This window comes from Mesorhizobium sp. 2RAF21 (assembly GCF_052115345.1).
In the GTDB taxonomy this organism is placed as follows: Bacteria; Pseudomonadota; Alphaproteobacteria; order Rhizobiales; family Rhizobiaceae; genus Mesorhizobium; species Mesorhizobium terrae.
This window is the reverse complement of sequence record NZ_JBFRGM010000007.1, coordinates 247,995-273,875: the sequence shown is the minus strand read 5'-3', so window position 1 is coordinate 273,875 and position 25,881 is coordinate 247,995. Positions and strand designations below refer to the sequence as shown.

The window sequence follows — 25,881 nt, the reverse complement described above, 5'->3', positions numbered from 1 at the left end:
GTGAACGACGTATTGCGTCCGTGCCGTCCTCCAAAACGACATGAGGATCAAGACCATGAACATGATGATGAAGGGAGCGCTTTCCGCCACAGTGCGGAAGGACGAGCGAAAACTGTCGATGCGGGCGGTTCGGGAGGCGCAGAACAGCATCGACCTGACGCTGTCGAACGTAAAGGGCCACAGCGATGGCCTCGTCGTGATGGACGCCATCGAACGCCTGGCGAAGGATGGGCCGAACGAGGTGGCGCATGACAAGCGCCCGCATGCCCTCGTGCAATTCCTGGCCGCCTTCAAAAATCCCTTCATCATGGTGTTGATGGTGCTCGCCGCCATCAGCGCCTTCACTGACATCTGGCTGCCCCTTCAGGCGGGCGAAGATGCCGACCCGACCAAGGTCACCATCATCCTGGTCATGGTTCTTCTCAGCGGGGTGATGCGTTTCGTTCAGGAGTACCGGTCCGGAAAAGCGGCCGAGGCTCTAAAAGCCATGGTGCGCACGACGGCGACGGTGCTGCGCCGCGCATCTGCTGGAGCCAGGCCGGAAACGATCGAGATTCCCATGCGCGAGCTTGTCGCCGGGGATATCGTGCGGCTTTCGGCCGGCGACATGATCCCGGCCGATATACGGCTGATCGAGTCGCGCGACCTGTTTGTCAGCCAGGCGTCGCTCACCGGTGAAGCCATTCCCGTCGAGAAATACGACACGCTTGGCGCCGTGGCCGAGAAGTCCGCTGCCGGTATCGCGACCGAACAGATGGACATGCTGGATGTGCCCAACATCTGCTTCATGGGTACGAATGTGGTCAGCGGAACGGCTACCGCCATTGTCGTCGCCACCGGTGCGCGGACCTATTTCGGGTCGCTCGCGAAATCCATTGTCGGCACGCGGGCACAAACCTCGTTCGACCGCGGCATCAACAGCGTCAGCTGGCTGCTCATCCGTTTCATGCTGGTGATGGTGCCGATCGTCTTCCTGATCAACGGCGTGATGAAGGGCGATTGGGTGGAGGCGCTTCTGTTCGGTCTGGCGGTTGCGGTCGGCCTGACGCCGGAAATGCTGCCGATGATCGTCTCCTCCAATCTGGCCAAGGGCGCGGTCGCAATGGCACGGCGCAAGGTCGTGGTGAAACGTCTCAACGCCATCCAGAACTTTGGCGCCATGGACGTTCTGTGCACCGACAAGACGGGCACGCTCACCCAGGACAAGATCATCCTTGAACATCATGTCGATGTTCGCGGCGCTCGTGACGACGCCGTCCTGCAACTGGCCTGGCTGAACAGCCATCACCAGAGCGGCGTCAGGAACCTGATGGATCAGGCTGTGGTGCGCTTCGCCGAACAGGCGCCCAAGCCTTTCCACTTGGCGCAGACCTACAGCAAGGTCGACGAACTGCCATTCGATTTCGTGCGCCGCCGCCTCTCCGTCGTCGTCGAAGGCGTCTCCGGCGAACATCTGCTCGTCTGCAAGGGGGCCGTCGAAGAGATGCTGGCCATCTCCACCAAGGTTTCCAAGGGAGGTGGGACGCGGGACCTGGACGACGCCGAACGCAACCGGCTTATGGCGATGGCGCGTGCCTACAACGCGGATGGTTTCCGTGTGCTGGTCGTCGCCACGCGCGAGTTTCCGGGCGTCCACTCCAAGGCCCGTTATGGCATCTCCGATGAGAAGGAGCTTGTCGTTCAAGGCTTCCTCACCTTCCTCGATCCACCAAAGGAGACCGCCGGGCCGGCGATCGCGGCACTTGCCGAGCATGGCGTGACGATCAAGGTGCTGACCGGCGACAATGAGGTGGTCACCACCAAGATCTGCCGCGAGGTCGGTTTGGAACCCGGCCAGCCTGTCCTTGGCCGCGAGATCGAAGCGATGGACGAACAGGCATTGCAGCGGCTAGTCGAGGAAAGGACGATTTTCGCCAAGCTGACGCCGTTGCAGAAGTCGCGTGTGTTGAAGGCGCTTCAGGCCAATGGCCATACGGTCGGCTTCCTCGGCGACGGTATCAACGATGCGCCGGCACTGCGTGACGCCGACGTCGGCATCTCTGTCGACAGCGGTACCGACATCGCCAAGGAGTCTGCCGACATCATCCTGCTCGAGAAGAGCCTGATGGTGCTGGAGGAGGGGGTGGTTAAGGGACGCGAAACCTTCGGCAACATCATCAAGTACCTGAACATGACCGCCAGTTCGAACTTCGGCAATGTGTTCTCGGTGCTGGTGGCGAGTGCCTTCATCCCGTTCCTGCCGATGTTGGCCATCCATCTGCTCATCCAGAACCTGATGTATGATATCTCGCAGCTCTCGCTGCCATGGGACCGGATGGATAAGGAGTTTCTGAAGAAGCCCCGCAAATGGGACGCCAAGAACATCGGGCGCTTCATGATCTGGATCGGGCCGACCTCGTCGATCTTCGACATGACGACTTTCGCACTGATGTGGTTCGTCTTCGGCGCGAGCAAGCCGGAATTGCAGTCGCTGTTCCAGTCGGGTTGGTTCATTGAAGGCCTTCTGTCGCAGACGCTGGTGGTCCACATGCTGCGTACTCAGAGGATCCCGTTCATTCAAAGCACGGCCGCACTTCCGGTCATGCTGATGACCGGGCTGGTCTGCGTGCTTGGCATCTACATTCCGTTTTCGCCTCTGGGCGCGATGGTGGGGCTGCAGCCACTGCCTTGGCAGTACTTCCCGTGGTTGGTCGCCACACTGCTCAGCTACTGCGTCGTGGCCCAGACCATGAAGACGATCTACATCCGTCGTTTCGGACAGTGGTTCTGAGACCAAGGCTACGGCAGATGACGGGGTTCGGGCGGCTTTGGCTGCCCGAACCTGCTTTAGCAAGACCGGACTGCCGGCAAGACCGGACTGCCGGCAACACCGGACTCATTCCTGGAATTTGACGGCGTTGCCGATGCTTCCCTTGAGCTCAGCCGCCGGACGGAGGTCAATCATGTTCATCGACGCTCTTGCGCTGCTCTTTGCTGCCGACCATTCCCGCCGCAACCCGAAGCGCAGGCGAGGCAATCGAACGCCAACACGGTATCTGGAACGGCGGAAGCCGCTTGGTCTTGGCAGCGAGTTTGCTCGACGCATTGACGATGAACTGAACCGCGGGCTGTGCTGGGCGTTCGCCGCATCGGGCACGACGCTGTTCAAGATCGCGGCCCGCCTTGCGAGAAACGGCATCCTCACGCGTCGGCAATCGTTGCGTCTCATGTGCTGGTCGACGCGCCTTCACCGCATCGCGATCATGCTGTTGCGGCGCAAGGACTGGTGATCGAAACTGGTCACGCGGGGCATATGCCGCCGGCTGTCATCTTTCCGTAGACCGGACCCGGTATGCGCTGCTTGAGCCATCGAGATTGCTTCCATGAAATTTCAGCAGACATTTGAATTCTACCCCTTTCTGGACACGGTCGTGGCGCTCGTCGCCGCCTTTGTGCTCGGCACGCTGATTGGGGCCGAGCGCCAGTATCGCCAGCGCACGGCCGGACTGCGTACCAATGTTCTTGTGGCGGTTGGCGCCGCCGCCTTTGTCGACCTCGGACTGAGGGTGGCTGGATCGGCGGAGGCCGTGCGGGTCATCTCCTATGTCGTCTCTGGCATCGGCTTCCTCGGCGCCGGCGTTATCATGAAAGAGGGCATGAATGTGCGTGGCCTCAACACCGCGGCAACGTTGTGGTGCTCGGCCGCCGTCGGCTGTTGCGCGGGAACCAGCATGATCGCGGAAGCGACGCTTCTCACGGCATTCGTTCTTGCCGGAAACACGCTGCTCAGGCCGCTCGTCAACATGATCAACCGCATCCCGATCGATGACCGCGCGACGGAGGCGACCTACGAAGTCAGCATCATCTCGAGCCACGAGGCGATGCCTCAGATGCGGGACCTTCTGGTCGAGCGCCTTGAACAGGCCAACTATCCGGTCAGCGACGTCGAGATCGTCGAGCGTGGCGACGATACGGTCGAAATCGTGGCGACCCTCGTTTCCACCGCCGTCGATCCGCACGAGATCGAAGCCGTCACCACCTTCCTCGAACGGCAGGCCGGTGTCACAAACGCCACTTGGGACGGCAGCACCAAGGATTGAGGACAGGGTGGTTTTTCGGGGCTCGTGTATCGTGGTGAATGCATGAAAGACGCCGCTGGCCAGGGATGGATGCTGTGTATAATGCGCCGGCTTGCCAATGATGAGCGCGATGAAGATCAGGCAGAAAATCCCGTTCCGTCACGACCAATTGTTCGTCATCGTGCTGTTGCTCGTGGCGATGGCGGCCATCTTCGTGGCCGACACGGTGACCGACTACGCGATCGCGGCCGCCGTCTTCTACACGGCGGTCATTCTGGTCGCCACCCGCATGCTGCCGCGTCGCACGGTCGTGGCGCTCGCCTGCACCTGCGTTGCCCTGACGCTGCTGAGCTTCGCGCTCACCCATTCCGGCCTCTATGAGGTCGGTCTCGTCAACACCGGCATCAGTATCGTGGCGATCGGGGTCACCACCTATCTGTCCTTGAAGCTGGTGACGGCGGAGGCCGCCGCGCATGATAGCCGCGAGCGCCTGCTGCGCATGGCGCGCGTCACCAGTCTTGGCGAGCTCACCGCCTCGATCGCGCATGAGGTGAACCAGCCGCTGGCGGCGGTCGTGACCAGCGCGGGTGCCTGCAAGCGCTGGCTGGCCCAGGATCCGCCCAGCATCCAGAACGCCCAGCGCGCAGTGGATAGGATCGTGGAGGAGGCAAACCGCGCCAGCGCGGTAATCGCGCGGGTGCGCGGCATTGCCAGCGGCAAGGCACCGCAGAAGGACAACTTCGATTTCAACGATCTGGTGCGCGAGATCGTGGCGCTGGCGCACGACCAGATCGACAGTCACGACATCTGGCTAAGACTTTACCTGCAGCAGGGGCTGCCGATGGCGGTCGCCGATCGGGTGCAGGTTGGGCAGGTCGTTGGCAATCTGGTGCTCAACGCGATCGAGGCGATCGCGGTCTCGGCCAACGGGGCCAAGGAGCTGGAGATCACGTCGGAGATCGAGAATCGCGACAGGATCCGTTTCTCGGTGGCCGACAGCGGTATCGGCTTGCGCCCCGGGGAGGCCGAGCATCTCTTCGATGCTTTCTGGACGACCAAGAAGGACGGCATCGGTCTCGGCCTCACCATTAGTCGCACGATCATCGAGGCGAATGGCGGACGGATATGGGCTGAAGCCAATGACGACGGTGGCGCGGTTTTCCTGTTCAGCCTGCCAGCCGCGAAGAAGGAAACGGAATGAGCGCAAGAGTGCCCGACGCAGCGATAGCGCAGCCGATCGTCTACATCGTCGACGATGATCGCTCGGTTCGCGAATCCCTGGAAGATCTTCTTGCGTCGATCGCGCTGCGAACCCGGTCCTTCGCCTCGGTGCAGGAGTTCCTCGGTTCAGAGTTGGCCGACGCGCCCGGATGCCTCGTTCTTGATGTCAGAATGCCGGGGCAGAGCGGCATGGATTTCCTTGGGCATATGGCGCAGCAGGGCATGCATCTTCCGACCGTGATGATCACGGGCCACGGCGACATCGCCATGGGTGTCAAAGCCATGAAGGACGGCGCGATCGAATTCCTGACCAAGCCGTTCCGCGATCAGGACCTGCTCGACGCCATTCACCACGGCATCGAGATCGACCGCGGCCGGCGCCAGCAGGCGGCGGCTGCGTCCGAGCTGCGCCAGCGCTGGGAGACGCTTACGCCGGGCGAACAGGACGTGGCGCGACAGGTGGTGGAGGGGCTTCTCAACAAGCAGATCGCCGCTGATCTGGGCATCAGCGAAATCACGGTCAAGGTGCGCCGCGGTCACCTGATGCGAAAGATGGGGGTCAGGACGCTCGCGGAACTGGTCAGGCTGTTCGATCGAATCCACGGAACAGCGCGTTGAAACAGTGCCGGTCCAAACGAATGGCGACCTGACGGGACCGGCTTACCATCGAGTGGTTGGATCGGGCGTCGGGATGGCGTCGAGCAGCTCGCGGGTATAGGCGTGTTGGGGCCGCTCGAACAGTTCGGTCGTCGCCGCGTCCTCGACGATTTCACCGGAGCTCAGCACGATCACCCGGCTGCAAAGGCGGCGGATGACGGAGAGATCGTGGCTGATGAAGGCGAGCGTCAGCCCAAGAGCCTTCACCAGTTCTTCCAACAGCATCAACACCTGCGCCTGCGACGACACGTCGAGGCCTGACACGATCTCGTCGGCCAGGATGAAGTCGGGCCGCATCGCGATGGCGCGCGCTATGCCGACGCGCTGGCGCTGGCCGCCAGACAGTTCATGCGGGTAGCGCCGGGCGAAATGGGCAGGCAGTCCGACCTGCTCAAGCGCCTCCGCGACACGCTTGTCGCCGGCCTTCGCGCGCAGGGGCGCGGCAATGATGCGGCCGATCGTCAGTCGTGGGTTGAGCGACGACATCGGGTCCTGGAAGATCATCTGGATGCGCGGCCTGATCGGCCTGAGTTCGGCGTCGGACAATTGACTGATGTCGCGTCCATCGAACCGCAGTTGGCCGCTGCTTGGTTCGGCCAGCCGCACCAGCGTGCGCCCAAGCGTCGTCTTGCCGGAGCCCGAACCGCCGACAATGCCGAGGATCGCCCCGCGCGGAATGTCGAAGGTTAGCCCCTTCAGGATTTCCAGCCTGGGTGCCGGACCGAACAGCGGTTTGCGTGTCATGTCGGCGACATCGACGCGAAGATCCGAAATCTCGAAGATATTGTCAGGCATGGGCGCTCCTCGACGAGCGCCACGTCGCGTCGCTTGCCGCGACTTCGGCAGCGACCACATCGAGCACGCCGGGCGGTACCGGTGTCAGCGACGAGGAGGGATCGGTATGGCGAGGCGTCGCCGCAAGCAATGCGGAAGAATAGGGGTGTTGCGGAGCGGCGAAGAAACGCTCGGTTGTGGTGTCCTCCACCACCTTGCCGGCATAGAGCACCGAAAGCGTGTCGCATGTCTTGGCGACGACGCCGAGGTCGTGGGTAACGAAAAGCAGGGCCGTGCCGTGGCGCACCTGCAACTCGCCGATCAGCTTGAGAATCTGCTTCTGCACGGTCACGTCCAGCGCCGTCGTCGGTTCGTCGGCGATGATCAGCTTCGGTTCGGCGGCAAAGGCGGAAGCGATCAGGATGCGCTGGCGCATGCCGCCCGACAGTTCGTGCGGGTAGAGGCGCATGGTGCGCTCTGGCTCGGGAATCCGCACTTCCGCCAGCATTTCCAAGGCGCGGTTCGTGGCATCTGCCCTGGTCCAGCCAAGGATATCGACCAGTCGGTCGGTGATCTGCGGGCCGATGCGCCGGACCGGGTTGAGCGCCGTCAACGGGTCCTGCGGGATCAGCGCCGCCTTGGCACCGATCAGCCGCCGCCGTTCGGCCGGAGAAACCTTCTGCAGATCCTGTCCATCCAGCAGAATCTCGCCCTCGATGATCTCGACAGCCTTGGGCAAAATGCCAAGCACCGCCTTGCCGATCATGCTCTTGCCGGCGCCGCTTTCGCCCACCAGACCGCGCACGGTCGCGGCGGGCAATGCGATGTCGACCGAGCGGAGCAGTCGTTGCTCGGTGCCGCGCAGGCGGGCGGAAAGTCCGCGTATCTCCAGGAAAGTGCTCATCGCAGCACCGGGTCGAAGCGCTCGCGCAGGCCTTCGCCGAGTTGCGCGAACGAAAGCACCGTCAGGAACAGCGCGATCAGCGGGAACACCAGCACCCACCACGCCTGGTAGATACTGGTGCGGCCCTCGGCGATCATGCCACCCCAGGTCGGCTGGTCGGTGGAGATCGACAGGTTGACGAAGGACAGGATCGCTTCGACGATGACGGCGATGCCCATTTCCAGGGTCAGCAGCGCCACGATGGTCGGCAGCACGTTGGGCAGGATCTCGGCGACCAGTGTCCGTAGCCTGGTGAAGCCCGCCACCTTGGCGCTGTGCACATAATCCATCTTCGACTGGTTCAGCGTTTCGGCCCGCACCACCCGGCAGAACCGTGTCCAGTCGATGATGACGATGGCGAGGATGACCGAGGTCAGGCCAGTGCCCAGCACGGCAATCAGGAGAATGGCGAACAGAACCGGTGGAAATGCCATCCAGATGTCGACCAGCCGGCTGATCACCCGATCGGCCCAGCCGCGATAGAAGCCGGCGAGGAGGCCGAGCGCGGAACCGATCAGGCAGGTGACCGTACCGGCCACCAGGGCGACGATGAGTGCAACACGCGCGCCATGGATGATGCGCGACAGCACATCGCGACCAAGGCTGTCGGTGCCTAACCAGAAGCCCGGCTCGGCACCGGACATCCAGGCCGGCGGCAGGCGACCCAGCATCAGGTCCTGCGCCAGCGGGTCATGTGGACTGATCAGCGGTGCGAATATGGCCGCAAGCACGAACAGTGTCAGCCACGTGCCGGAGAGCCAGAGCCTTGCGCCGGTGCGCCGGCGTACCGAACCGCGACCGTCAAGCATGGCGCAGCTTCGGGTTCAGAAAAGCGTATGTCATGTCCACGGCGAGGTTGATGAAGGTGAACAAAATGGCGAACAGAATGACGATGCCCTGGATCAGCGGCAGGTCGCGGTTGATGACCGCGTCGATCGCCATGTTGCCCAATCCCTCATAGGAAAACAGCCGCTCGATGATAACGGTGCCGCCGATGAGGAAGGTGAATTGCACGCCGACCAGTGTTAGCGTTGGCAGGATCGAGTTCGGCAGGGCTTCCGACAGGATCACCTTTGTTTCCGAGTAACCCTTGGTGCGGGCAAGCACGGAATAGTCGAGATTGACGGTTTCCTTGAGCGATTGCTTGAGCAATTGCGAGATGATCGCCGCCAGCGGCAGCGCCAGTGCCAGTGCCGGCATGAACATGTGGCCGAGCAGGTCCGCAGTGATGTCGAAGCGCAAACGCAAGATGCTCTCGAACAGGTAGAATTGGCTGGTAAAGGGCAGCTCCAGTCTGGGCGAGACTCGGCCCGAAATCTGGAAGATCGGCCACAACACGCCGAACAGCAGGATCAGCGCCAGCCCCCACAGGAAGTCGGGCACGGACAGGCCGATGCCGTTGGCGACATCGATGCCGACCTCCGCCTTGCGGCCGCGCAGGCGCGTGCCGACGATCGCCAGTGTCCCTCCGATGACCACTGCGATAACGAGTGCCATGAGCGACAGTTCGAGTGTCGCCGGCAACCGGTCGAGCACCAGCGACAACACCGGCTGGCGTGTCGAGATCGAAGTGCCGAAATCGCCATGCAGCACGTTACCAAGCCATATGGCGAATTGCTCGATGATGGATTTGTCGAGACCGTAGAGTGTCTTCAATCGGTCGATATCGGCTTCGGACGCGCCGGGCGGCAGCATCATGGCGATGGGGTTGCCGGGCACCACGCGGATGACGACAAAAACGATCACCGCCACGCCGAACAGGGTGATCAGCGTGGTCAAGAGCCGGGAGAGGGTAACGCGAACGAGCATCATGATTGGATTGTGCTGCTGGCCGCGCGGAAGCCCGGCCAGCAGTGTTCCACGCTCAGGCGCGGCGGATGAGATGCGGCAGCAGCGCGCCGGACTTGTGCGGCGTCACCACCAGGCCGTCGCGGTGGACGATGGGCTGCGCGAATTGCAGAAGCGGCAGCACCAGCCCTTCCTCGGCGATGTAGCGGTCGACATCCTTCCAGCCCTGGATGCGCTTGGCCTCGTCCTTCTCGCCCCACAGCGGTCCGATGCGATCGCTCAGCGCCTGGCCATGCCAGCCCGAGTGCGGGCTCTTGTTGAACATGGCGAAGCCGGTCGAGGTGGTCGGGTCGCCGACGGAGTTGCCCCAATTATAGAAGGCGGCAGGTGCCAGCTTGTGGGCGGCCCGCAGCTCGTAGTGCTGGGCGATCTCGTAAACCTCGATCTCCGCCTCGATACCGACCTTGCGCCACATGCCGACGATCGCCTGGATCATCTCGTAGTCTTTCGGCTTGAAGCCGCGCGTTGTCTGGATCTTGAACTTGACCGGCTTTTCCGGCGAATAGCCGGAGGCGGCCAGCAATTTCTTGGCCAGTTCGGCATCGTGCGTGACCTTGATCGAGGCATCGTAGGCCGCATATTCCGGCGTATCGAGCGTTGCCAGCGGCACGCCGTAGCCACGCAGCAGGCGGTCGATCAGAAGCTGCTTGTCGACGGCGTGGATGGCGGCAAGGCGCACATTCTTGTCCAGCATCGGATCGACATCGGAAATGAAGATCATAGCGATGTCGGACACCGTCTCGCAGGAGCCCTTGAGCTTGCCGGCAATCAGCCGGTCATACTCCTCGTAAGGGATTTCCAGCGTGACGTCGGAATTGCCGGATTCGATCTCGGCGACGCGGCTGGCGGCGTCGGTGACGAATTTGATGGTGACGGTGTCGAAGTCCGGCTTGCCGTTCCAGTAGTTGGGATTGGCCTTCAATCGCACAAAGGCGTTGCGTTCATAGCGCTCGACCATATAGGGGCCGGTGCCGATCGGCTTCTGCTCGAAACCGGCGGCGCCGACCTTTTCATAATAGGCCTTGGGAAGCACGTAGCCGGTCAGGAACGACATCCATTTGAAGATGGTCGGGTCGAACCGCAGCACATCGGCCTCGATCCGGTTGCCATTGACCTTGAAGTTCCCGACAGTCGACCAGACGAACTGGATCGGATTTCCCGTTTCGGCTTTGCCGGCCCGTTCCAGCGACCAGGCGACGTCTTCAGCGGTGAAGGGACTGCCATCATGCCATTTGACGCCTTCGCGCACGGTCAGGAAGATTTTCGTGCGGTCTTCGTTCCAGCCCCATTCGGTGATCAGGCCCGGCGCGAAGCTGAGATCCGGCTTCTGGTGAATGAACATGTCGAAGACGGACTGGTAGAAACCCTGGATCGTCGGGTTCACCGCCGATGGGCCGACCGTCGGGTCCCACGAGGGCAGGTTGACGTTGTAGGCGATGGTCAGTTCGTCCTTGCCCGCGGCAAACACTTTGCCAGGCAGCGTCAGGCTCGCCGCTGCTACGCCAGCGCCGGCCAATTTAAGCAGGGTGCGTCGATTTGGATGTCCGTTCATGTTTGTGTTCCCCATTGTTTTGATCGTTGTGACGTGAGGCGGTCGATGCCGCGCAACTAGAGTGCTGCGGTGGCTTCGATCTCGATGAGAAATTCCGGCATTGCGAGTGTCTGGACGCCAATCAAGGTGTTGGCTGCCGGCGCGGCGTCGCCAAAGAAGGCTGCGATCTCGGCCGTGATCGGGCCGAGTTTGTCGGGCGTATGGTTGACGACATAGGTCCTCAGCCGAACGACATCGGCGGGCATGGCGCCCACTTCCGCCAGCACGGCCTTGAGATTGGCCAGCGCCTGGCGTGCCTGCGTGGCAAGATCGCCAGGGCCGACGAGCTCGCCGGCGCTGTTCCAGGCGACTTGGCCGGCCAAATGCAGGGTGCGTCCGCTGTTCTGCTCCACGGCATGAGAGAAGCCGAACGGCAGCGATTGATACATGCTGTCCGGGTTGATTGCCTTGCGCTTCATATTGTTCCTCCTGCCTCTTGAACCCGCCTCAAACAGCGGGCCTTTTTGTTGCTAGTCGCCGTCAGCCGCCGGCCAGCTGTTTGGCGAGAAGGAAACCCGAACCCGCGCCGACGCCGGCGCCGGGCCAGGTTGCCGCGCCCGCCAGGTGGAGATTACGCACCGGCGTGCTCCAGTCGGCAAAGCCGGGAGCCGGGCGGAAAAGGAAATTCTGCGCGAGATGATGGCTACCGCAGATCTGGTCGCCGCCGACCAGATTGGCATTGCCGCGTTCGAGATCCAGCGGGCTCATGACTGTACGTTTGATAATCTTTGCCGAGAGCCCAGGTGCATAGCGCTCGATGATCGAGATCGCCCGGTCGGCGTAGGCTTCCCGCACCGTTTCCCAGTCGCGGTCCGTGATGATGCCCGCGGCATCGCCCTTGATCTCGGCCGGCACGACGCGCGTCTGCAGCCACAGAACGTGTTTTCCGTCCGGTGCGCGGCTGGGGTCGATCGCCGTCGGCTGCCCAACCACGACCACCGGCTCCGCGGGTAGAAGCCCGGCCTGCGCTTCCTGATAGGCTCGCGCCATCACGTCGAGCGAAGGTGCGACATGCACATAGGCGAAACGTTGTAGCGCCGGGTCCGCCCAGTCCGGCAGCGAGTCCACCGCTAGGTGGATCATCATCGTGCCGGGTGCATGCCGGAATTCACGCACTTTGCGATCGAAACGGGCATTGCCGGACCCTTGTGGCAGCAGCCCGGCCAGGGCGCGCGGCGAAATGGTTGCGACGACGGCGCGGCTGGCCTCGATGCGGCGCCCGTCAGCCAGGACCACGCCGACGGCGCGGCCGCCTTCGACCACCAATTGCTCGACGCGGGCGTTGCATTCGATGGTGCCGCCATGCGTCTCGACCATGGCGGCGAGCGCCTTGACGATGGTGTCCGCTCCGCCCTTGCCCAGCACCATGCCGAAGTTCTGGTTGGCCATGCCTTCGAGGTAGGGGAAGACGGCGCCGCCGGCGATATCGGGAGCAAAATCCAGATGCATGCCCCAGGCGCCCAGCAACGCCTTGACCTCGGAACTCTCGAAAGTCTCGTCCAACCAGGCTCGTGGGGAGGACAGCAGGAAGCGCCCCAGATCGAGCGTGCCCGAAAGTCCGTCCCGTCGCAGCAGCGTGAACAGGATACGTGCAAGTGCACGCTTTTTCATGGGCGCGCCGAGAATGGAGAACAGTCGCTCGGCGCGTGCCGGAAACGCCTTGATCAGACCTTCCCAGGTCTCGGCGTCGCGCGTCGAAAAGGCCCGGATACGCGCCGTGGTAGCGGCAGGGTCGGTGGAGACGCCGAGCCAGCGGCCATCGGGAAAGACCGAGGCGAAACAATCCTGCACAGGGGCGAATTCCAGTCCCAGCCGGGTCAGTTCCGCGCCATAGGTCCGGTTGAAGGCCGAGCCCGCGAACAGGCTGAGGTTCATCGCCGCGAGGTCATGGCGAAAGCCAGGCTCGGTCAGTTCGAGCGTCTTGACTGCGCCTCCCGGGAGATCGGCTGCTTCGAACAGACCAACCTTCCAGCCGCGCTTGGCGAGATGAGCGGCACAGGCAAGTGCGTTGTGCCCCGCGCCAATGAGAATGGCGTCATATTTGGTCATGAATTAGTTCACCCTTAAAACAATATTTGCATATGCAAGTAATCTCGTCCAGCCTGATTTTCGGGAAAAACCGGTGGACCGGGATTGCCGGGCGGGTGGCCGACAAGATCCGGAAAGGCGTGGTCTGGCGAAAGCGACCGAGCTTGGCCATCGGTTCTCGGCGGATCTCCCCGAAGAAGGAGATCCGTTTTAACAAGGAGGTGCCGTTCGCCGGGGAAAACCGTTCGCTACTGCCCGCAAGCAAGGTGATATTGGGGCGACCTTTGCCGGCCCGATTTGGCCGCGAGTTATCGGCCTGCTGGCCGTGAGAGGTAGTCGCGGTGACGTCCTACGGCCGCAGGAAGCGGCGTACGAGGCTTGAAGGGGAGCCCGATCAGTTCGTCAACTGGCGGTGTTTCTCGGCGGCCACGGCCGCATTGCCACGCAGGTTGATCGACAGCCAGATGTTCGGGTTCTGCTGCGACTGGCGCTTGACGAAATAATAGCCCGTCGCATCCCACGGCCGCACGACGTCGGCGAGGTTGTCGAGAACGAATTCGCCCCGGTCCGTCTTTACCGTGAGAATGGTGTGACCTTCTCCGTTCAGGTCGTGCACGATCGTCATCAGCAGCGCCTGGCGCGGAAATCCAGCGTCGAGAAGCAGCTTGCGCTTGAAGAGCGCGTAGATCTTGCAATCGCCCTTGCCGTCGACGGGGTAATCCCAGTGATCCAGTCGCGTGCCCCAATGTTCGAGATTGCCCTCTGGGACGATAAATCCGTTCACCTGCCGGTTGATGCGATCGAGCTCGTTCCAGGTTTCGCGCGTCAGCTTCAGGCTCTTCGCCGGCAGGGACGGAACCTTGCACTCTTCCGGTCGCCGCCCGCAGAAATCCATCCAGCCATAGGGAACACTGGTTTTGCCGCCGGTGGCGGCGAAGCTCGCAGAGCCGACGACCATGCTGCGGGCCGACGCCGTCTGGAAGTCTTTCACGTATCGATCGAAGGATAGAATATAGGCGTCCTTGCCGCCTTGCGATCCGACAGGCCCGGCGCTCGTTGACGTAACTCCGCCAAGCAGCGCCAAAAAGGCGCCAACCACAAACCCACGCAACATCACCGTCACCGCCACGCAACGACACCATTGTCAGCCTTAGCTAACGCGATGATGGCGGCCCGGGTCAACTAAATGTTTAATAAAAGGTTAACGATAGGCGTCCCTATGAAGATAGGCTGCGCAACGATCATGTTACCGCAGCCTACCGAGCATCCGATGCGTCGCGGCGCAGCCCCTAGATATCCAGATTGGCGACGCTCAGCGCGTTCTCCTGGATGAACTCGCGGCGCGGCTCTACCTCGTCGCCCATCAGTCGGGCGAACAGCGAGTCCGCGTCGGTCGCGTCGGTGACCTTGACCTGCAGCAGCGAGCGGACGTTCGGATCGAGCGTCGTTTCCCAAAGCTGCTCGGCATTCATTTCGCCAAGACCTTTGTAGCGCTGCATGGTCAGCCCCTTCCTGCCGGCCGCGAAGACGGCGTCGAGCAGGGCGAGCGGGCCGGCTATCGCCTCCGAGGCCTCGCGGCGGCGCAGCAGCGGCGGCTCGGCATAGACCTCCGCGAGGCGGGTGGCGTAACGGTCGAGCTGGCGCGCATCGGCCGAATTGATCAGCCCCATGTCGAGTTGCACCACCTCGCGCACGCCACGCACGGTGCGCTCGAACAGATAACCGCCCAGCTCGTCATTGGAGGTGGCGGTACGGCCTAGCCAGCCGCGCTCGGTGTCCTCGGCGATTGCGTCAAGGCGCTTGGCGATCGTCTCGGCCATCGCGTTGGCGCGGCCAAGATCGTTGAACACAGCCGGGTTGAGGCCGCCGGCGATCGCCGTCTGCTCCACGGCGGCACGGTTGTAGCGTGTATGCAGTCCGTTGATCAGCTGGCGCACGCCAAGCGCATCGGTAACAGCGGAAGCGAGGTCTTGGCCGGTGCGCACTTCGCCCGACGACAGGGTGAGCGAGGCGTCTTCGAGGCCGGAGGAAATCAGGAAGTCCTCGAAAGCGCTTTCGTTCTTGATGTATTGCGAGCTCTTGCCACGGCTCACCTTATAGAGCGGAGGCTGCGCGATATAGAGATGGCCGCGCTCGATCAGTTCCGGCATCTGCCGGAAGAAGAAGGTGAGCAGCAGGGTACGGATGTGGGCGCCGTCGACGTCGGCGTCCGACATGATGATGATCTTGTGGTAGCGCAGCTTGTCGGCGTTGAATTCGTCCTTGCCGATCGAGGTGCCGAGCGCGGTGATCAGCGTGCCGATCATGTCCGACGACAGCATCCGGTCGAAGCGGGCGCGCTCCACGTTCAGGATCTTGCCGCGCAGCGGCAGGATCGCCTGGTTCTGGCGCGAGCGACCGCTCTTGGCCGATCCGCCCGCCGAGTCACCCTCGACGATGAAGATTTCGGATTTGGCCGGGTCGCGCTCTTGGCAGTCCGCCAGTTTGCCGGGCAGCGAGGTGATGTCGAGCACGCCCTTGCGGCGGGTGAGCTCGCGCGCCTTGCGTGCGGCCTCGCGCGCGGCGGCGGCTTCCACCACCTTGCCGATCAGCGTCTTGGCATCGGAAGGATGTTCTTCCAGCCATGTGCCGAGCGCTTCGTTGACCAGGCTTTCCACCACCGGCCGCACTTCCGACGACACCAGCTTGTCCTTGGTCTGCGAGGAGAATTTCGGGTCCGGCACTTTCACCGACAGAACGGCGGTAAGTCCTTCGCGGCAGTCGTCGCCGGTCAGCGTCACCTTTTCCTTCTTGGTCAGGCCGGACGTATCGGCATAGCCGGTGACTTGCCTGGTCAAGGCTCCGCGGAAACCGGCCAGATGGGTGCCGCCGTCGCGCTGCGGGATGTTGTTGGTGAAAGCCAGCACGTTCTCGTGGTAGCTGTCGTTCCACCACATGGCGACTTCCACCGTGATGCCGTCGCGTTCGTTCCTGATGGCGATCGGCTTCTCGATCAGCGGCTTCTTGGAACGATCGAGATATTTGACGAACTCTTCCAGGCCGCCTTCATAATGCAGTTCCTGGATCTTGACGTCGGCATGGCGCTTGTCGGCCAGGATAATGCGCACGCCCGAATTCAGGAAGGCCAGTTCGCGCAGCCGGTGTTCCAGTGTACCGTAATCGAACTCGGTCACGCCCTTGAACGTGTCGGAGGAGGGCAGGAAGGTGATTTCCGAACCGTTGCGGCCTTCATAGGTGCCGGCGACCATTTCCTGCTGATAGGTACCCGTCACCTTCAGCGGTGCATCGGCATCGCCATGGGTGAAGCTCATTTCGTGGATCTTGCCATCGCGGCGGACCTTGATGCGCAGCCACACCGACAACGCATTGACCACCGAAACGCCGACGCCGTGCAGGCCACCGGATACCTTGTAGGAGTTCTGGTCGAACTTACCGCCGGCATGCAGCTGGGTCATGATGACCTCGGCCGCCGAAACGCCTTCGGTGGGGTGCAGGTCGGTTGGAATGCCGCGACCATTGTCGATCACGGTGCAGGAGCCGTCGGGATTGAGCGTCACCGTCACCAGGTCGGCATGGCCGGCAAGCGCCTCGTCGATGGCGTTGTCCACCACCTCATAGACCATGTGGTGCAGGCCCGAACCGTCGTCGGTGTCGCCGATATACATGCCAGGCCGCTTGCGCACGGCGTCCAGGCCCTTGAGAACCTTGATGGAATCGGCGCCATACTCGGCGCTGCCGCCGTTGGCGTTTTCGCTCTGATCGCTCATGAAAACCTGTTTGTTCGATACCGTTCTTGAAGGCGCAGGAAGCGCCCGAATCGTGCTCGTCCCGAATAGAGAGATATAGGAGCAAAAGGCGGTTTTTCCAAGGTTTGCCGGGCCTTTGGGCGGGGAAAACATCGGTATCGGCCGAGGTCGGGATCGAAGCCGCAGCCGCGCTCGTCGATCGGCCGCATGGACGCCGCTTTCCGGGCTCACTACATTGAATACAGCAGCGGAAGACCTTGATGGACACAAAGCCCGCCCCCTTCGTTCCGCCGGCGCCGAAGCCGCGCACCGTGCCGCCTTCGACGTTGGAGATGATGCGCATCGTCTACCGCAATCCGCTGGAGCTGTGGGGCGAGCCTTCCTACAACGAGCCGTGGATTTCGGTGAACGGCATCGGCGGGCCGCTGGTCGTCGCCAACGACCCGGCCTTGATCCGCCACGTGCTGGTCGACAATGCCAGAAACTACAAGATGGCGACGGTGCGCCAGAAGATCCTGCGCCCCATCCTGCGCGATGGCCTGCTCACCGCGGAGGGCGAGGTGTGGAAGCGTTCGCGCAAGGCGATGGCACCGGTGTTCACGCCGCGCCACATATTCGGCTTCGCCGCGCCGATGCTGAAACGCACGGTCGAGTTCGTCGAGCGCTATCAGGACGGTGTGGTCAGCGATATCGCTCACGACATGACCATGCTGACCTACGACATCCTGGCCGAGACGCTGTTTTCCGGCGAGATCGCCGGCGAGCCGGGCAGCTTCGCCAAGGAGATCGACCGGCTGTTCGAGACGATGGGCAGGGTCGACCCACTCGACCTTCTGCGCGCGCCGGACTGGCTGCCGCGCCTGACCCGCATCCGCGGCCGCAAGGCGCTGGCCTACTTCCGCAACATCGTCACCAACACCGTCGCCATGCGTGAACAGCGCCTGAAACGCGACCCGGACGGCGCGCCGCAAGATTTTCTCACACTGCTGCTCAAGGCGGAGGGGCCGGACGGGCTGACCCGCGCCGAGGTCGAGGACAACATCATCACCTTCATCGGCGCCGGCCACGAGACCACCGCAAGGGCCTTGGGCTGGACGCTTTATTGCCTAGCCGAGGCGCCGTGGGAGCGCGAGCCGGTCGAGGCCGAGATCGATGCCGTGCTGGCGCATGAGCCGGATCCGACCAAATGGCTGGACCTGATGCCGTTGACCCGTGCCGTCTTCGAGGAGGCGCTCAGGCTCTATCCGCCGGCGCCGTCGATCAACCGCGAGCCGATCGAACCGGAAACCTTCAACGGGCTTTACATCCCGCCGCGCGCCGCCGTTCTGGTCATGCCCTGGGTGGTGCACCGCCATCGCAAACTATGGGACAGGCCGGACGCCTTCCTGCCGGAGCGCTTCCATCCCGCCAACCGCGACCGCATCGACCGTTTCCAGTATCTGCCCTTCGGCGCCGGTCCGCGCGTCTGCATCGGCGCCTCCTTCGCCATGCAGGAGGCGATCATCGCTCTCGCCATCCTGCTCTCGCGTTTCCGCTTCGACACCGTGGCCGAGACGAAACCATGGCCGGTGCAGAAGTTGACCACGCAACCGCAGGGCGGTCTGCCAATGCGAGTGACAAGGCGATGAGCGCTGCCGGCGCGGCTGTTCTGGTGCATGTCACCGGGCGCGTGCAGGGTGTCGGTTTTCGCTACTGGACTTTGGAAGAGGCCGTGCGGCTCGGCATCAAGGGCTGGGTGCGCAACGAGCCCGACGGTTCGGTCCGAGCTCTGATCGTCGGCTCCGACGAAGCGGTGGCCGCAATGCTGGACGCGTTTCGGCGGGGGCCGCCCGGCGCTGAGGTCGGAAATATCGAGGCGGCGCCGGCTGATCTGCCCAGCCGGCCGGTGGATTTCAAGATCACCCATTGACCGGATGAACCAATCCGCCGTCTAGCGCATCGTGCTTACCGAAAATCGATTCCGATTTTCGGTAAGCACGATGCGCAAATTCAAAGTGTTAGAGCGTCCTTTGCGCGTCCGAACGGACGCGCGGCGCTCTGATGCGCTCAAGGCTTCGGGAACGGCTCGACCGTGCCTTTGAGCTTGATGGTGATCGGCTGACCGAAACGGTCCTTGGATTTGCCGGCCGGGGCGCGGATCCAGCCTTCGCTGACGCAATATTCGCTGACATCCTCGCGTTCGCGACCGTTGAACAGGATGCCGACGCCACGCTCCAGCACTTCCGCGTCGAAATAGGGGCTGCGCGGGTCGTTGCTCAGCCTGTCGGGAAAGGTCATAGGGTTCTCCAATGGCACAAGGTGCGTGCGCGAAGGCGCGGACGCGCAAGGTCAAATTTGGAAAGCGCTGTTAAGGGCATTTGCCATCAGGGTAAAGACCTGGGGCTAGTCACGCCCTTGAAAGATGTTCTCGACATGCACCGGCCAGCGCCAGGGCAGTACGGCGACCATGTCGAAACGGATGGAGAGCTTGCCGAAATCCGGCTGGCGCGACAGCCACAGATCGGCGGCACCCTCTATCCGGCGCTCGGAACCGCTCGAAACCGCCTCCATAGCCTCGGTTAGTGTCCGCCGTGCCTTGACCTCGACGATCAACACCAGATCGCCACGCCGAGCGATCAGGTCGATCTCGCCGAGTTTTGTGCGATGGCGGCGCGCGAGGATGCGATAGCCTTTGAGCATCAGCGCCGCTGCCGCCAGCCACTCCCCGCGATGGCCGCGGCGGTAGGATTTGCGTCGTTTCGCGGTCGTGGCGTCAGCCACCGCCGGCGTCCTTCAATTCCAGCAGCCGGCGATACAGGGCTTGTTTCTGGCCGCCCGTCATCTTCGCGGCCTCGGCCGCCGCCTTCGAGGTGGGCATTTCCGCGCTCAGCGACAAAAGCAGCCGGTCGATATCCGCCGGCCCCTCGGTCCGTTGCAGCGGCGGACCGACGCAGATGACGATCTCGCCTTTCGGCGTGTCGGCCTCGGCATAATGTGCGGCAAGCGCGCCGAGCGTGCCCGGCCGCATCTCCTCGAACGTCTTGGTCAGTTCCCGCCCGATCGCGGCGGGACGTGCGGCGCCCAAAACCTTCGCCATGGCGCCAAGTGTTTCCGCCAGCCGGCGCGGCGATTCGAAGAAGATCAGCGTCGCCGGCACCGCCAGCAGTTCCTCGAGCCGCGTCTGCCGCTGCCCGGCCTTGGACGGCAGGAAACCGGCGAACAGGAAGGTGTCGGATGGCAGGCCGGAGGCGGTTAGCGCTGCCAGCGGAGCCGACGGTCCGGGGATCGGCACGACGCGGATGCCGCGCTCGATCGCTTCTCCCACCAGCCGATAGCCGGGATCGGACACCAGCGGGGTGCCGGCGTCCGAAATCAGCGCGACGCTTTGTCCGCCTTCGAGCGCGGCGATCAGTTTCGGCCCGGCCTCGGCGGCATTGTGTTCGTGATAGGCGGTGGTGCGGCGGCGTATGCCGTAGCGTTCGAGCAACACGCGCGAAACGCGTGTGTCCTCGCAAGCGACAAGGTCGGCGGCTGCCAGTGTTTCCAGGGCACGCAGCGTGATGTCGGCAAGATTGCCGATCGGCGTCGCCACCAGGTACAGCGCGGGCTGCAACGGCCGGACGGCAATTTCCGTCTGCCCGATCACATAAGTTCTTTTTGCCGCATCGGCGCTCATCGTGCCCTCCGTTGGCCCTGTTTGGCACGGCACGCCTTGCGTTGCAAAAGCGCTGTCATTGCCATGCCTTTGCCACAGTGAGGCAGGACACAGACAGCGGCGGATTTGCGGGTGATTCTCGGAAGGTATGATGCAGCACCTTCGCACTCAGGACGTTGCCGGACCCGGCTGCGGGACGCCCTCTGCATTCCTGATTGGCCGGCTGGAAACGGCGCCGCCTTGTGTCCGACGAGGTTGATGCGTCCCCAACATCCCCCTTTTTGACGGAGCAGTGATCCCACGATGGCCAATCGCTTCGATATTTGCATAACCAGGCTGGAAACCCGCGCGGCCCGCGAGGCGTTGCCGTCACATCCGATAGGCGACCAGAACCGCGCCCGTCGCGATAAGGACGACGCCAAGCCAGTTCGTGGCGGAGAGGCGCTCGCCCAGAAACGCGGCGCCAAAGACAGCCACAAGCACCACGCTTAACTTGTCGACCGGCGCGACCTGCGCCGCCTGCCCAAGCTTCAGAGCGCGGAAGTAGCACAGCCAGGAAGCGCCCGTCGCCAGTCCCGACAGGACGAGGAAAGCATAGGTCCTGGTCGAAATCGAGCCGAGTGCCTGCGCCTGGCCCGTGGCCATGACGATGGCCGCCAGCACCAGGAGAATAACGACGGTGCGAATGAGGGTGGCGAAGTCGGAATTGATGTTCTCGATGCCGACCTTGGCGAAGATCGCCGTCAGCGCGGCGAAGGCCGCTGACGACAGCGCCCAGAATTGCCAGGAAGAGAGAGCGGAATTCATCGGGCTGGCTCCTGGAGCGATTTGCGGGAGGGTTTGCCGATGCTGACCGCATCCGAAGCACTAGCGCAAGAGACACAATGGAAAAGCGGCGGCGGCGCTATCTGGCGAGATCGGCCACCACCGCGTCCAGCACGATCATGCCGGCCGGTGTGGCGCGCAGCCGCGAATTGCCGATGGATGCGACCAGCCCTTCTTCCTGCAGGATCGACAGGCGGGCAGAGGGCAGGGCGCGACCTGAATATTGCTCGTAGCGGGCAAGGTCGATGCCTTCGGCAAGCCTCAGCCCCATCAGCAGGAACTCGTCGGCTTCTTCCGAACGGGTCAGCACCTCGCCGCCGGTCACGCCATGCCCCTTGGCTTCGACGAGGTTGAGCCAGGTTTCCGGCACCTTTTCCGCCACCGTCACCACCCGTGTGCCCTTCTCGACGAAACGGCCATGGGCGCCGGGGCCGACGCCGACATATTCGCCATAGCGCCAGTAGGTCAGATTGTGCCGGCTCTCCGCGCCCGGGCGGGCGTGGTTGGAAATCTCGTAGGCTGGCAAGCCATGGGCGGCTGTGATCTCCTGCGTCAACTGATAAAGGTCGGCGGCGTGTTCGCCGTTGGGGATTTCGAATTTCTTCGCCGCATGCAGCGCGTAGAACGGCGTGCCTTCCTCGATGGTGAGCTGGTAAAGCGACAAGTGGTCGGCGGCATAGCCGATTGCCTCTTTCAGCTCCGCCGCCCAGGCTTCCGGTGTCTGGCCGGGACGGGCATAAATCAGGTCGAAGGAAAGCCGCGGGAAGATTTCGCGGGCGAGCCCGATCGCATGCAGGGCCTCGTCCACATTGTGCAGCCGGCCGAGGAACTTCAGGTCGCGGTCGTTCAACGCCTGCACGCCCAGCGAAACGCGGTTGACGCCCGCCGCGCGATAGCCGCGAAAACGCTCGGCCTCGACGGATGAGGGGTTGGCCTCCAGCGTCACCTCGATGCCGCCTGGAACAGTCCAGTTCCTGGCGACGGCATCCAGCACCGCGCCGACGGTTTCCGGCTTCATCAGCGAAGGCGTACCGCCGCCGAGGAAGATCGAGGTCACTTCGCGCGGGCCGGTGCGTTCGCGCATCGTCGCCAATTCCTGCTGGAAGGCGCTGGCGAAACGTTCCTGGTCCACCGGTTGGTGGCGGACATGGCTGTTGAAGTCGCAATAGGGGCACTTCGCCGCGCAGAACGGCCAGTGGATGTAGACGCCGAAGCCGGGCGACCGATCAAGCAGCATCAGGCCGAGCCCAGCCTTGCTCGCGCGAATTTCTGGAAGGCACGGGCGCGATGCGAAAGCGCGTCCGGCTGGCCGGGTTTCCAGCCATGCTTCTGTTCTGCCGTCATCTCGCCGAAAGTCTGGTCATAGCCCTCTGGACGGAACACCGGGTCGTAGCCGAAGCCTTTTTCGCCGCGCGGCGGCCACACCAGGGTGCCGTGGGCCTCGCCGCGGTAATATTCGGCCTGGCCGTCGGGGAAGGCAAGGCAGATGACGGCGACGAAACGCCCCTTGCGCTGTGCCGCTTCGCCGGCACCCACTTTCTGCAGTGCATCCTCGGTCTTCTGCATCGCCATGCCGAAATCGCGGCTGCCGTCGGGCTTTTCCGCCCAGTTGGCGGTGTAGACGCCGGGCGCGCCGTCGAGCGCGTCGACGCACAGGCCGGAATCGTCCGACAGCGCCGGCAGGCCGGTCGCCTGGGCGGCGGCGAAGGCCTTGATATAGGCGTTTTCCTCAAACGTCGTGCCGGTCTCGTCGGGTTCCGGCAAGCCGTATTCCTTGGCGGACTTCGCCTCGAAGCCGAATGGACCCATCAGGTCGGCGAATTCCTTAAGCTTGCCGGCATTGTGGCTGGCAACGACGATCTTCTTTCCATCGAGCGAATGCATCTAAAGCTTCCAGATTTTCGGTTCGGCGAATTCCAGCGAATTACCGGAAGGGTCGCGCAGATAGATGGAGCGGCCGCCCTGCGGCCATTCGAACTCGGCCTCGATGGCCACGCCATGCGATGCCAGACGTGTCTTCCAGCGGTCCAGTTCCTCAGGCGTCGCCGAGAAGCACAGATGACCCGGGCCGACGGTGCCATGCGGCGGCACCGGCAGGCGGGCATCGGGCGCCGGCGTATGTCTGGTCGCTTCCGCGTTGAACAGCAGAAGCACGCCTTGGCCGCAGCGGAAAAACACATGGCGGCCTGCCACCTTGCCGATCTGCTCCAGGCCGAGAATGTCGGCATAGAACGTTTCCGCCGCCTCCAGATCGGTGACGTAGAGCGCGGATTCAAGGATGGCGGCAGGCTGCATGGCTCGCCTCAAGCCACCGCCATCTGCTGCAGCGACACAAGGCGGCCAATGCCTTTCTTGGCCAATCCCATCAGTGCCGCGAACTGCTCCTCGGAAAAGGGCTCGCCCTCGGCAGTGCCCTGGATTTCGACGATGCCGCCCTTGCCGGTCATGACAAAATTGGCGTCGGTGCCGGCCGACGAGTCTTCCAGATAGTCGAGGTCGATGACCGGCTGGCCGTCATGGATGCCGCAAGAGATCGCCGCGACATGGTCCTTCAACACCTTGTCCAGCTTCACCATCTGCCGCGCTTCCATCCAGCGCAGGCAGTCATACAGCGCTACCCAACCGCCGGTGATCGAAGCGGTGCGGGTGCCGCCGTCGGCCTGGATGACGTCGCAATCGACGGTGATCTGTACTTCGCCGAGCGCCTGTAAATCGACCACGGCGCGCAGCGAGCGGCCGATCAGGCGCTGGATTTCCAGCGTACGGCCGCCTTGCTTGCCGGCCGAGGCTTCGCGGCGCATGCGTTCGCCCGTCGAGCGCGGCAGCATGCCGTATTCCGCCGTCACCCAGCCCTTGCCGGAATTGCGCATCCAGCCCGGCACCTTCTCTTCCAGGCTCGCCGTGCACAGCACATGTGTGTCGCCGAACTTCACCAGGCAGGAGCCTTCGGCGTGTTTGGAAACGCCGCGCTCGAAGGAGATGGCGCGCATTTCGTCTGGCTGGCGTTTGGAGGGGCGCATGGAACGTCTTTCTTCTTGTTTCTTGTGGTTTGGGGACTCGTGGCCGGCTTGTAACTGCAATAGGGGGCGAGGCGCAAAGGAAAACGGGTTGCTTGCGCGGCCCCGGCTCCGATCTATATCGTAAGTCCCGGAGGTCCTATTGCCGATGACCAAGCCGATCGTCGACCCGACATTGCAATCGCCTGCGTTCCAGTCGCTCGACATCCGTTCGCGCGACATATTTCGCCGTATCGTCGATTCCTACCTGAGGGACGGCGAGCCGGTCGGCTCGCGCTCGCTGTCGCGCATCCTGCCGTCGTCGCTGTCGCCGGCCACCATCCGCAACGTGATGAGCGATCTCGAGCATCTCGGCCTCATCTATGCGCCGCATGTCTCGGCCGGGCGTCTGCCGACGCAGGCCGGCCTGCGCTTCTTCGTCGACGCTCTCCTGGAGTTTGGCGATCTGACCGACGAGGAACGTCGCAGCATCGAGACGCAGGTGAAGGCTGGCGGCAACGGCATGTCGCTCGAACACATGCTGACCGAGGCGAGCCAGATGCTGTCGGGTGTTTCGCGTGGCGCCGGGCTGGTGCTCACCGCGAAGAACGAGGCGGCGCTCAAGCACATCGAGTTCATCCAACTGGAGCCGGGCCGGGCGCTGGCGGTGCTGGTCTCGCAAGGCGGCGATGTCGAGAACCGTGTCATCGACCTGCCGGCCGGCACGACGCTGTCGCAATTGCACGAGGCGTCCAACTTCCTCAACGCGCATATCCGCGGCCGGACACTCGCCGAGGCGCGCGGCGAGATCGCGCGCCTGAAGGAGGAAACCCGCGCCGCCCTCGACACGCTGTCGCAGGATCTGGTCGAAAAAGGGCTCGCCGTCTGGGCCGGCACCGAAAGCGGCCTGCCGGCGCGCCTGATCGTGCGCGGCCGCGCCAATCTGCTCGAAAACGTCACCGCCCAGGCCGACATCGAGCTTCTGAAACATTTGTTCGAAGACCTCGAAACCAAGGACGGGCTGATCCAGCTGCTTGATCTGGCGGAAGAGGGCTCCGGGGTCCGCATATTCATCGGTTCCGAGAACAAGCTGTTCTCGCTGTCGGGCTCGTCGCTGGTCGTGGCGCCCTATCGCGACAAGGATGCCCGCATCGTCGGCGCACTGGGCGTCATCGGCCCCACACGGCTGAACTATGCGCGCATCGTTCCGATGGTCGACTATACGGCGCAGCTGATTTCGCGCATGCTGCGCTGAGACAGTCGCCGCCAGCCAAGGAGGGAACGCCATGGCGTTGGAAGAAATCCAGGCTCGCATCAGCCTGCTTCTGCAGGAAATGGTCAACCAGCCGGAAGACGAGCACGAAGTGCAGGAACAGCTGCGCGAAAAGCTGTCGGAACTGCGCGCGCTTGGCCTGCCGCTGCCGGACGATCTCGTCGAGCTGGAAAAACAGCTCGATGCCGGCTTCGTGATGAAGACCTGACCCACAAGCCCATTCCTGGTGTGGTGGCTGGCCGGTCGCCTCCCTATGTTCGTGCCCAAGACGCAATGGGTGACGCGAA

Annotated in this window: 26 protein-coding genes; 9 read left to right on the top strand and 17 right to left on the bottom strand. The window is 63.2% G+C overall.

The genetic code is table 11. The features are described 5' to 3' along the window. Positions 1-55 precede the first annotated feature (55 nt). From mgtA to AB4136_RS13910, 5 genes are all read left to right on the top strand, one after another. Entirely contained in the window at positions 56-2,770 is a 2,715-nt protein-coding gene (gene mgtA, locus AB4136_RS13930) for a magnesium-translocating P-type ATPase (protein ID WP_024926467.1), read from the top strand. A 172-nt stretch (positions 2,771-2,942) separates the two neighbouring features. After that, a complete protein-coding gene (locus AB4136_RS13925; protein WP_024926468.1) occupies positions 2,943-3,269 on the top strand; it encodes a hypothetical protein in 327 nt (108 codons plus the stop codon). Between the two features lie 93 nt (positions 3,270-3,362). Next, positions 3,363-4,079: an MgtC/SapB family protein gene (locus AB4136_RS13920; RefSeq protein WP_024926469.1), complete on the top strand. Its 717-nt coding sequence runs from the start codon at positions 3,363-3,365 to the stop codon at positions 4,077-4,079. Positions 4,080-4,188: 109 nt separating this feature from the next. Continuing rightward, positions 4,189-5,259, top strand: a complete 1,071-nt coding sequence (locus AB4136_RS13915; RefSeq protein ID WP_204367424.1) for a sensor histidine kinase — start codon at positions 4,189-4,191, stop codon at positions 5,257-5,259. Next, the gene (locus AB4136_RS13910) at positions 5,256-5,897 is read left to right on the top strand and encodes a response regulator transcription factor (protein ID WP_024926471.1); all 642 of its coding nucleotides are present in this window, start codon (positions 5,256-5,258) and stop codon (positions 5,895-5,897) included. The genes AB4136_RS13915 and AB4136_RS13910 overlap by 4 nt, the downstream gene beginning before the upstream one ends. Positions 5,898-5,939: 42 nt before the next feature. On the opposite strand, the gene AB4136_RS13905 is transcribed toward AB4136_RS13910, so the two are convergent. From AB4136_RS13905 to gyrB, 9 genes are all read right to left on the bottom strand, one after another. Further along, complete coding sequence (locus AB4136_RS13905; protein WP_024926472.1) at positions 5,940-6,731, bottom strand: ATP-binding cassette domain-containing protein; 792 nt, start codon at positions 6,729-6,731, stop codon at positions 5,940-5,942. Next, positions 6,724-7,614, bottom strand: a complete 891-nt coding sequence (locus AB4136_RS13900) for an ABC transporter ATP-binding protein (protein ID WP_024926473.1) — start codon at positions 7,612-7,614, stop codon at positions 6,724-6,726. The genes AB4136_RS13905 and AB4136_RS13900 overlap by 8 nt, the downstream gene beginning before the upstream one ends. Further along, positions 7,611-8,462 (bottom strand): ABC transporter permease, encoded by an 852-nt coding sequence (locus tag AB4136_RS13895; RefSeq protein WP_024926474.1) that lies wholly within the window; start codon positions 8,460-8,462, stop codon positions 7,611-7,613. The genes AB4136_RS13900 and AB4136_RS13895 overlap by 4 nt, the downstream gene beginning before the upstream one ends. After that, positions 8,455-9,465 carry an ABC transporter permease gene (locus tag AB4136_RS13890; RefSeq protein WP_373426393.1) on the bottom strand — a complete coding sequence of 337 codons (1,011 nt, stop codon included), beginning with the start codon at positions 9,463-9,465 and terminating at the stop codon, positions 8,455-8,457. Before AB4136_RS13890 ends, AB4136_RS13895 begins: the two co-directional genes overlap by 8 nt. Before the next feature lie 52 nt (positions 9,466-9,517). Then, positions 9,518-11,053: an ABC transporter substrate-binding protein gene (locus AB4136_RS13885; protein ID WP_024926476.1), complete on the bottom strand. Its 1,536-nt coding sequence runs from the start codon at positions 11,051-11,053 to the stop codon at positions 9,518-9,520. 56 nt (positions 11,054-11,109) lie between these two features. Continuing rightward, positions 11,110-11,511, bottom strand: coding sequence for a RidA family protein (locus AB4136_RS13880; RefSeq protein ID WP_024926477.1), 402 nt, complete (start codon positions 11,509-11,511; stop codon positions 11,110-11,112). Between the two features lie 61 nt (positions 11,512-11,572). Beyond that, the gene (locus AB4136_RS13875) at positions 11,573-13,141 is read right to left on the bottom strand and encodes a phytoene desaturase family protein (protein ID WP_137901161.1); all 1,569 of its coding nucleotides are present in this window, start codon (positions 13,139-13,141) and stop codon (positions 11,573-11,575) included. A 373-nt stretch (positions 13,142-13,514) separates the two neighbouring features. Continuing rightward, on the bottom strand, positions 13,515-14,234 hold the full coding sequence (locus AB4136_RS13870) for a transglutaminase-like cysteine peptidase (protein WP_024927551.1): 720 nt from the start codon (positions 14,232-14,234) through the stop codon (positions 13,515-13,517). A gap of 175 nt (positions 14,235-14,409) precedes the next feature. After that, complete coding sequence (gyrB, locus tag AB4136_RS13865; protein ID WP_024926481.1) at positions 14,410-16,887, bottom strand: DNA topoisomerase (ATP-hydrolyzing) subunit B; 2,478 nt, start codon at positions 16,885-16,887, stop codon at positions 14,410-14,412. A gap of 239 nt (positions 16,888-17,126) precedes the next feature. Between gyrB and AB4136_RS13860 the strand changes: the two genes are divergently transcribed. Further along, entirely contained in the window at positions 17,127-18,494 is a 1,368-nt protein-coding gene (locus AB4136_RS13860) for a cytochrome P450 (protein WP_024926482.1), read from the top strand. Beyond that, entirely contained in the window at positions 18,491-18,775 is a 285-nt protein-coding gene (locus tag AB4136_RS13855) for an acylphosphatase (protein WP_024926483.1), read from the top strand. The genes AB4136_RS13860 and AB4136_RS13855 overlap by 4 nt, the downstream gene beginning before the upstream one ends. A 137-nt stretch (positions 18,776-18,912) precedes the next feature. Here AB4136_RS13855 and AB4136_RS13850 read toward each other — a convergent pair whose 3' ends face one another. The 8 genes from AB4136_RS13850 to rph form a co-directional block, all read right to left on the bottom strand. Next, complete coding sequence (locus AB4136_RS13850; RefSeq protein ID WP_024926484.1) at positions 18,913-19,143, bottom strand: DUF3297 family protein; 231 nt, start codon at positions 19,141-19,143, stop codon at positions 18,913-18,915. 105 nt (positions 19,144-19,248) lie between these two features. Beyond that, the gene (locus tag AB4136_RS13845) at positions 19,249-19,626 is read right to left on the bottom strand and encodes a YraN family protein (RefSeq protein ID WP_024926485.1); all 378 of its coding nucleotides are present in this window, start codon (positions 19,624-19,626) and stop codon (positions 19,249-19,251) included. Continuing rightward, complete coding sequence (gene rsmI, locus AB4136_RS13840) at positions 19,619-20,521, bottom strand: 16S rRNA (cytidine(1402)-2'-O)-methyltransferase (RefSeq protein WP_024926486.1); 903 nt, start codon at positions 20,519-20,521, stop codon at positions 19,619-19,621. Before rsmI ends, AB4136_RS13845 begins: the two co-directional genes overlap by 8 nt. A 348-nt stretch (positions 20,522-20,869) precedes the next feature. Then, complete coding sequence (locus AB4136_RS13835; RefSeq protein WP_024926487.1) at positions 20,870-21,307, bottom strand: EamA family transporter; 438 nt, start codon at positions 21,305-21,307, stop codon at positions 20,870-20,872. Between the two features lie 97 nt (positions 21,308-21,404). Further along, the gene (gene hemW / locus AB4136_RS13830) at positions 21,405-22,562 is read right to left on the bottom strand and encodes a radical SAM family heme chaperone HemW (protein WP_024926488.1); all 1,158 of its coding nucleotides are present in this window, start codon (positions 22,560-22,562) and stop codon (positions 21,405-21,407) included. Further along, a complete protein-coding gene (rdgB, locus tag AB4136_RS13825; RefSeq protein WP_024926489.1) occupies positions 22,562-23,209 on the bottom strand; it encodes an RdgB/HAM1 family non-canonical purine NTP pyrophosphatase in 648 nt (215 codons plus the stop codon). The genes hemW and rdgB overlap by 1 nt, the downstream gene beginning before the upstream one ends. Further along, the gene (locus AB4136_RS13820; protein WP_024926490.1) at positions 23,210-23,620 is read right to left on the bottom strand and encodes a VOC family protein; all 411 of its coding nucleotides are present in this window, start codon (positions 23,618-23,620) and stop codon (positions 23,210-23,212) included. An 8-nt stretch (positions 23,621-23,628) separates the two neighbouring features. Next, complete coding sequence (rph, locus tag AB4136_RS13815; protein ID WP_024926491.1) at positions 23,629-24,345, bottom strand: ribonuclease PH; 717 nt, start codon at positions 24,343-24,345, stop codon at positions 23,629-23,631. A gap of 145 nt (positions 24,346-24,490) precedes the next feature. Between rph and hrcA the strand changes: the two genes are divergently transcribed. Together hrcA and AB4136_RS13805 are read left to right on the top strand one after the other, a co-directional pair. Beyond that, on the top strand, positions 24,491-25,576 hold the full coding sequence (hrcA, locus tag AB4136_RS13810) for a heat-inducible transcriptional repressor HrcA (protein ID WP_036255329.1): 1,086 nt from the start codon (positions 24,491-24,493) through the stop codon (positions 25,574-25,576). 31 nt (positions 25,577-25,607) lie between these two features. Beyond that, positions 25,608-25,802, top strand: coding sequence for a hypothetical protein (locus AB4136_RS13805; RefSeq protein ID WP_024926493.1), 195 nt, complete (start codon positions 25,608-25,610; stop codon positions 25,800-25,802). Positions 25,803-25,881: the final 79 nt, after the last annotated feature.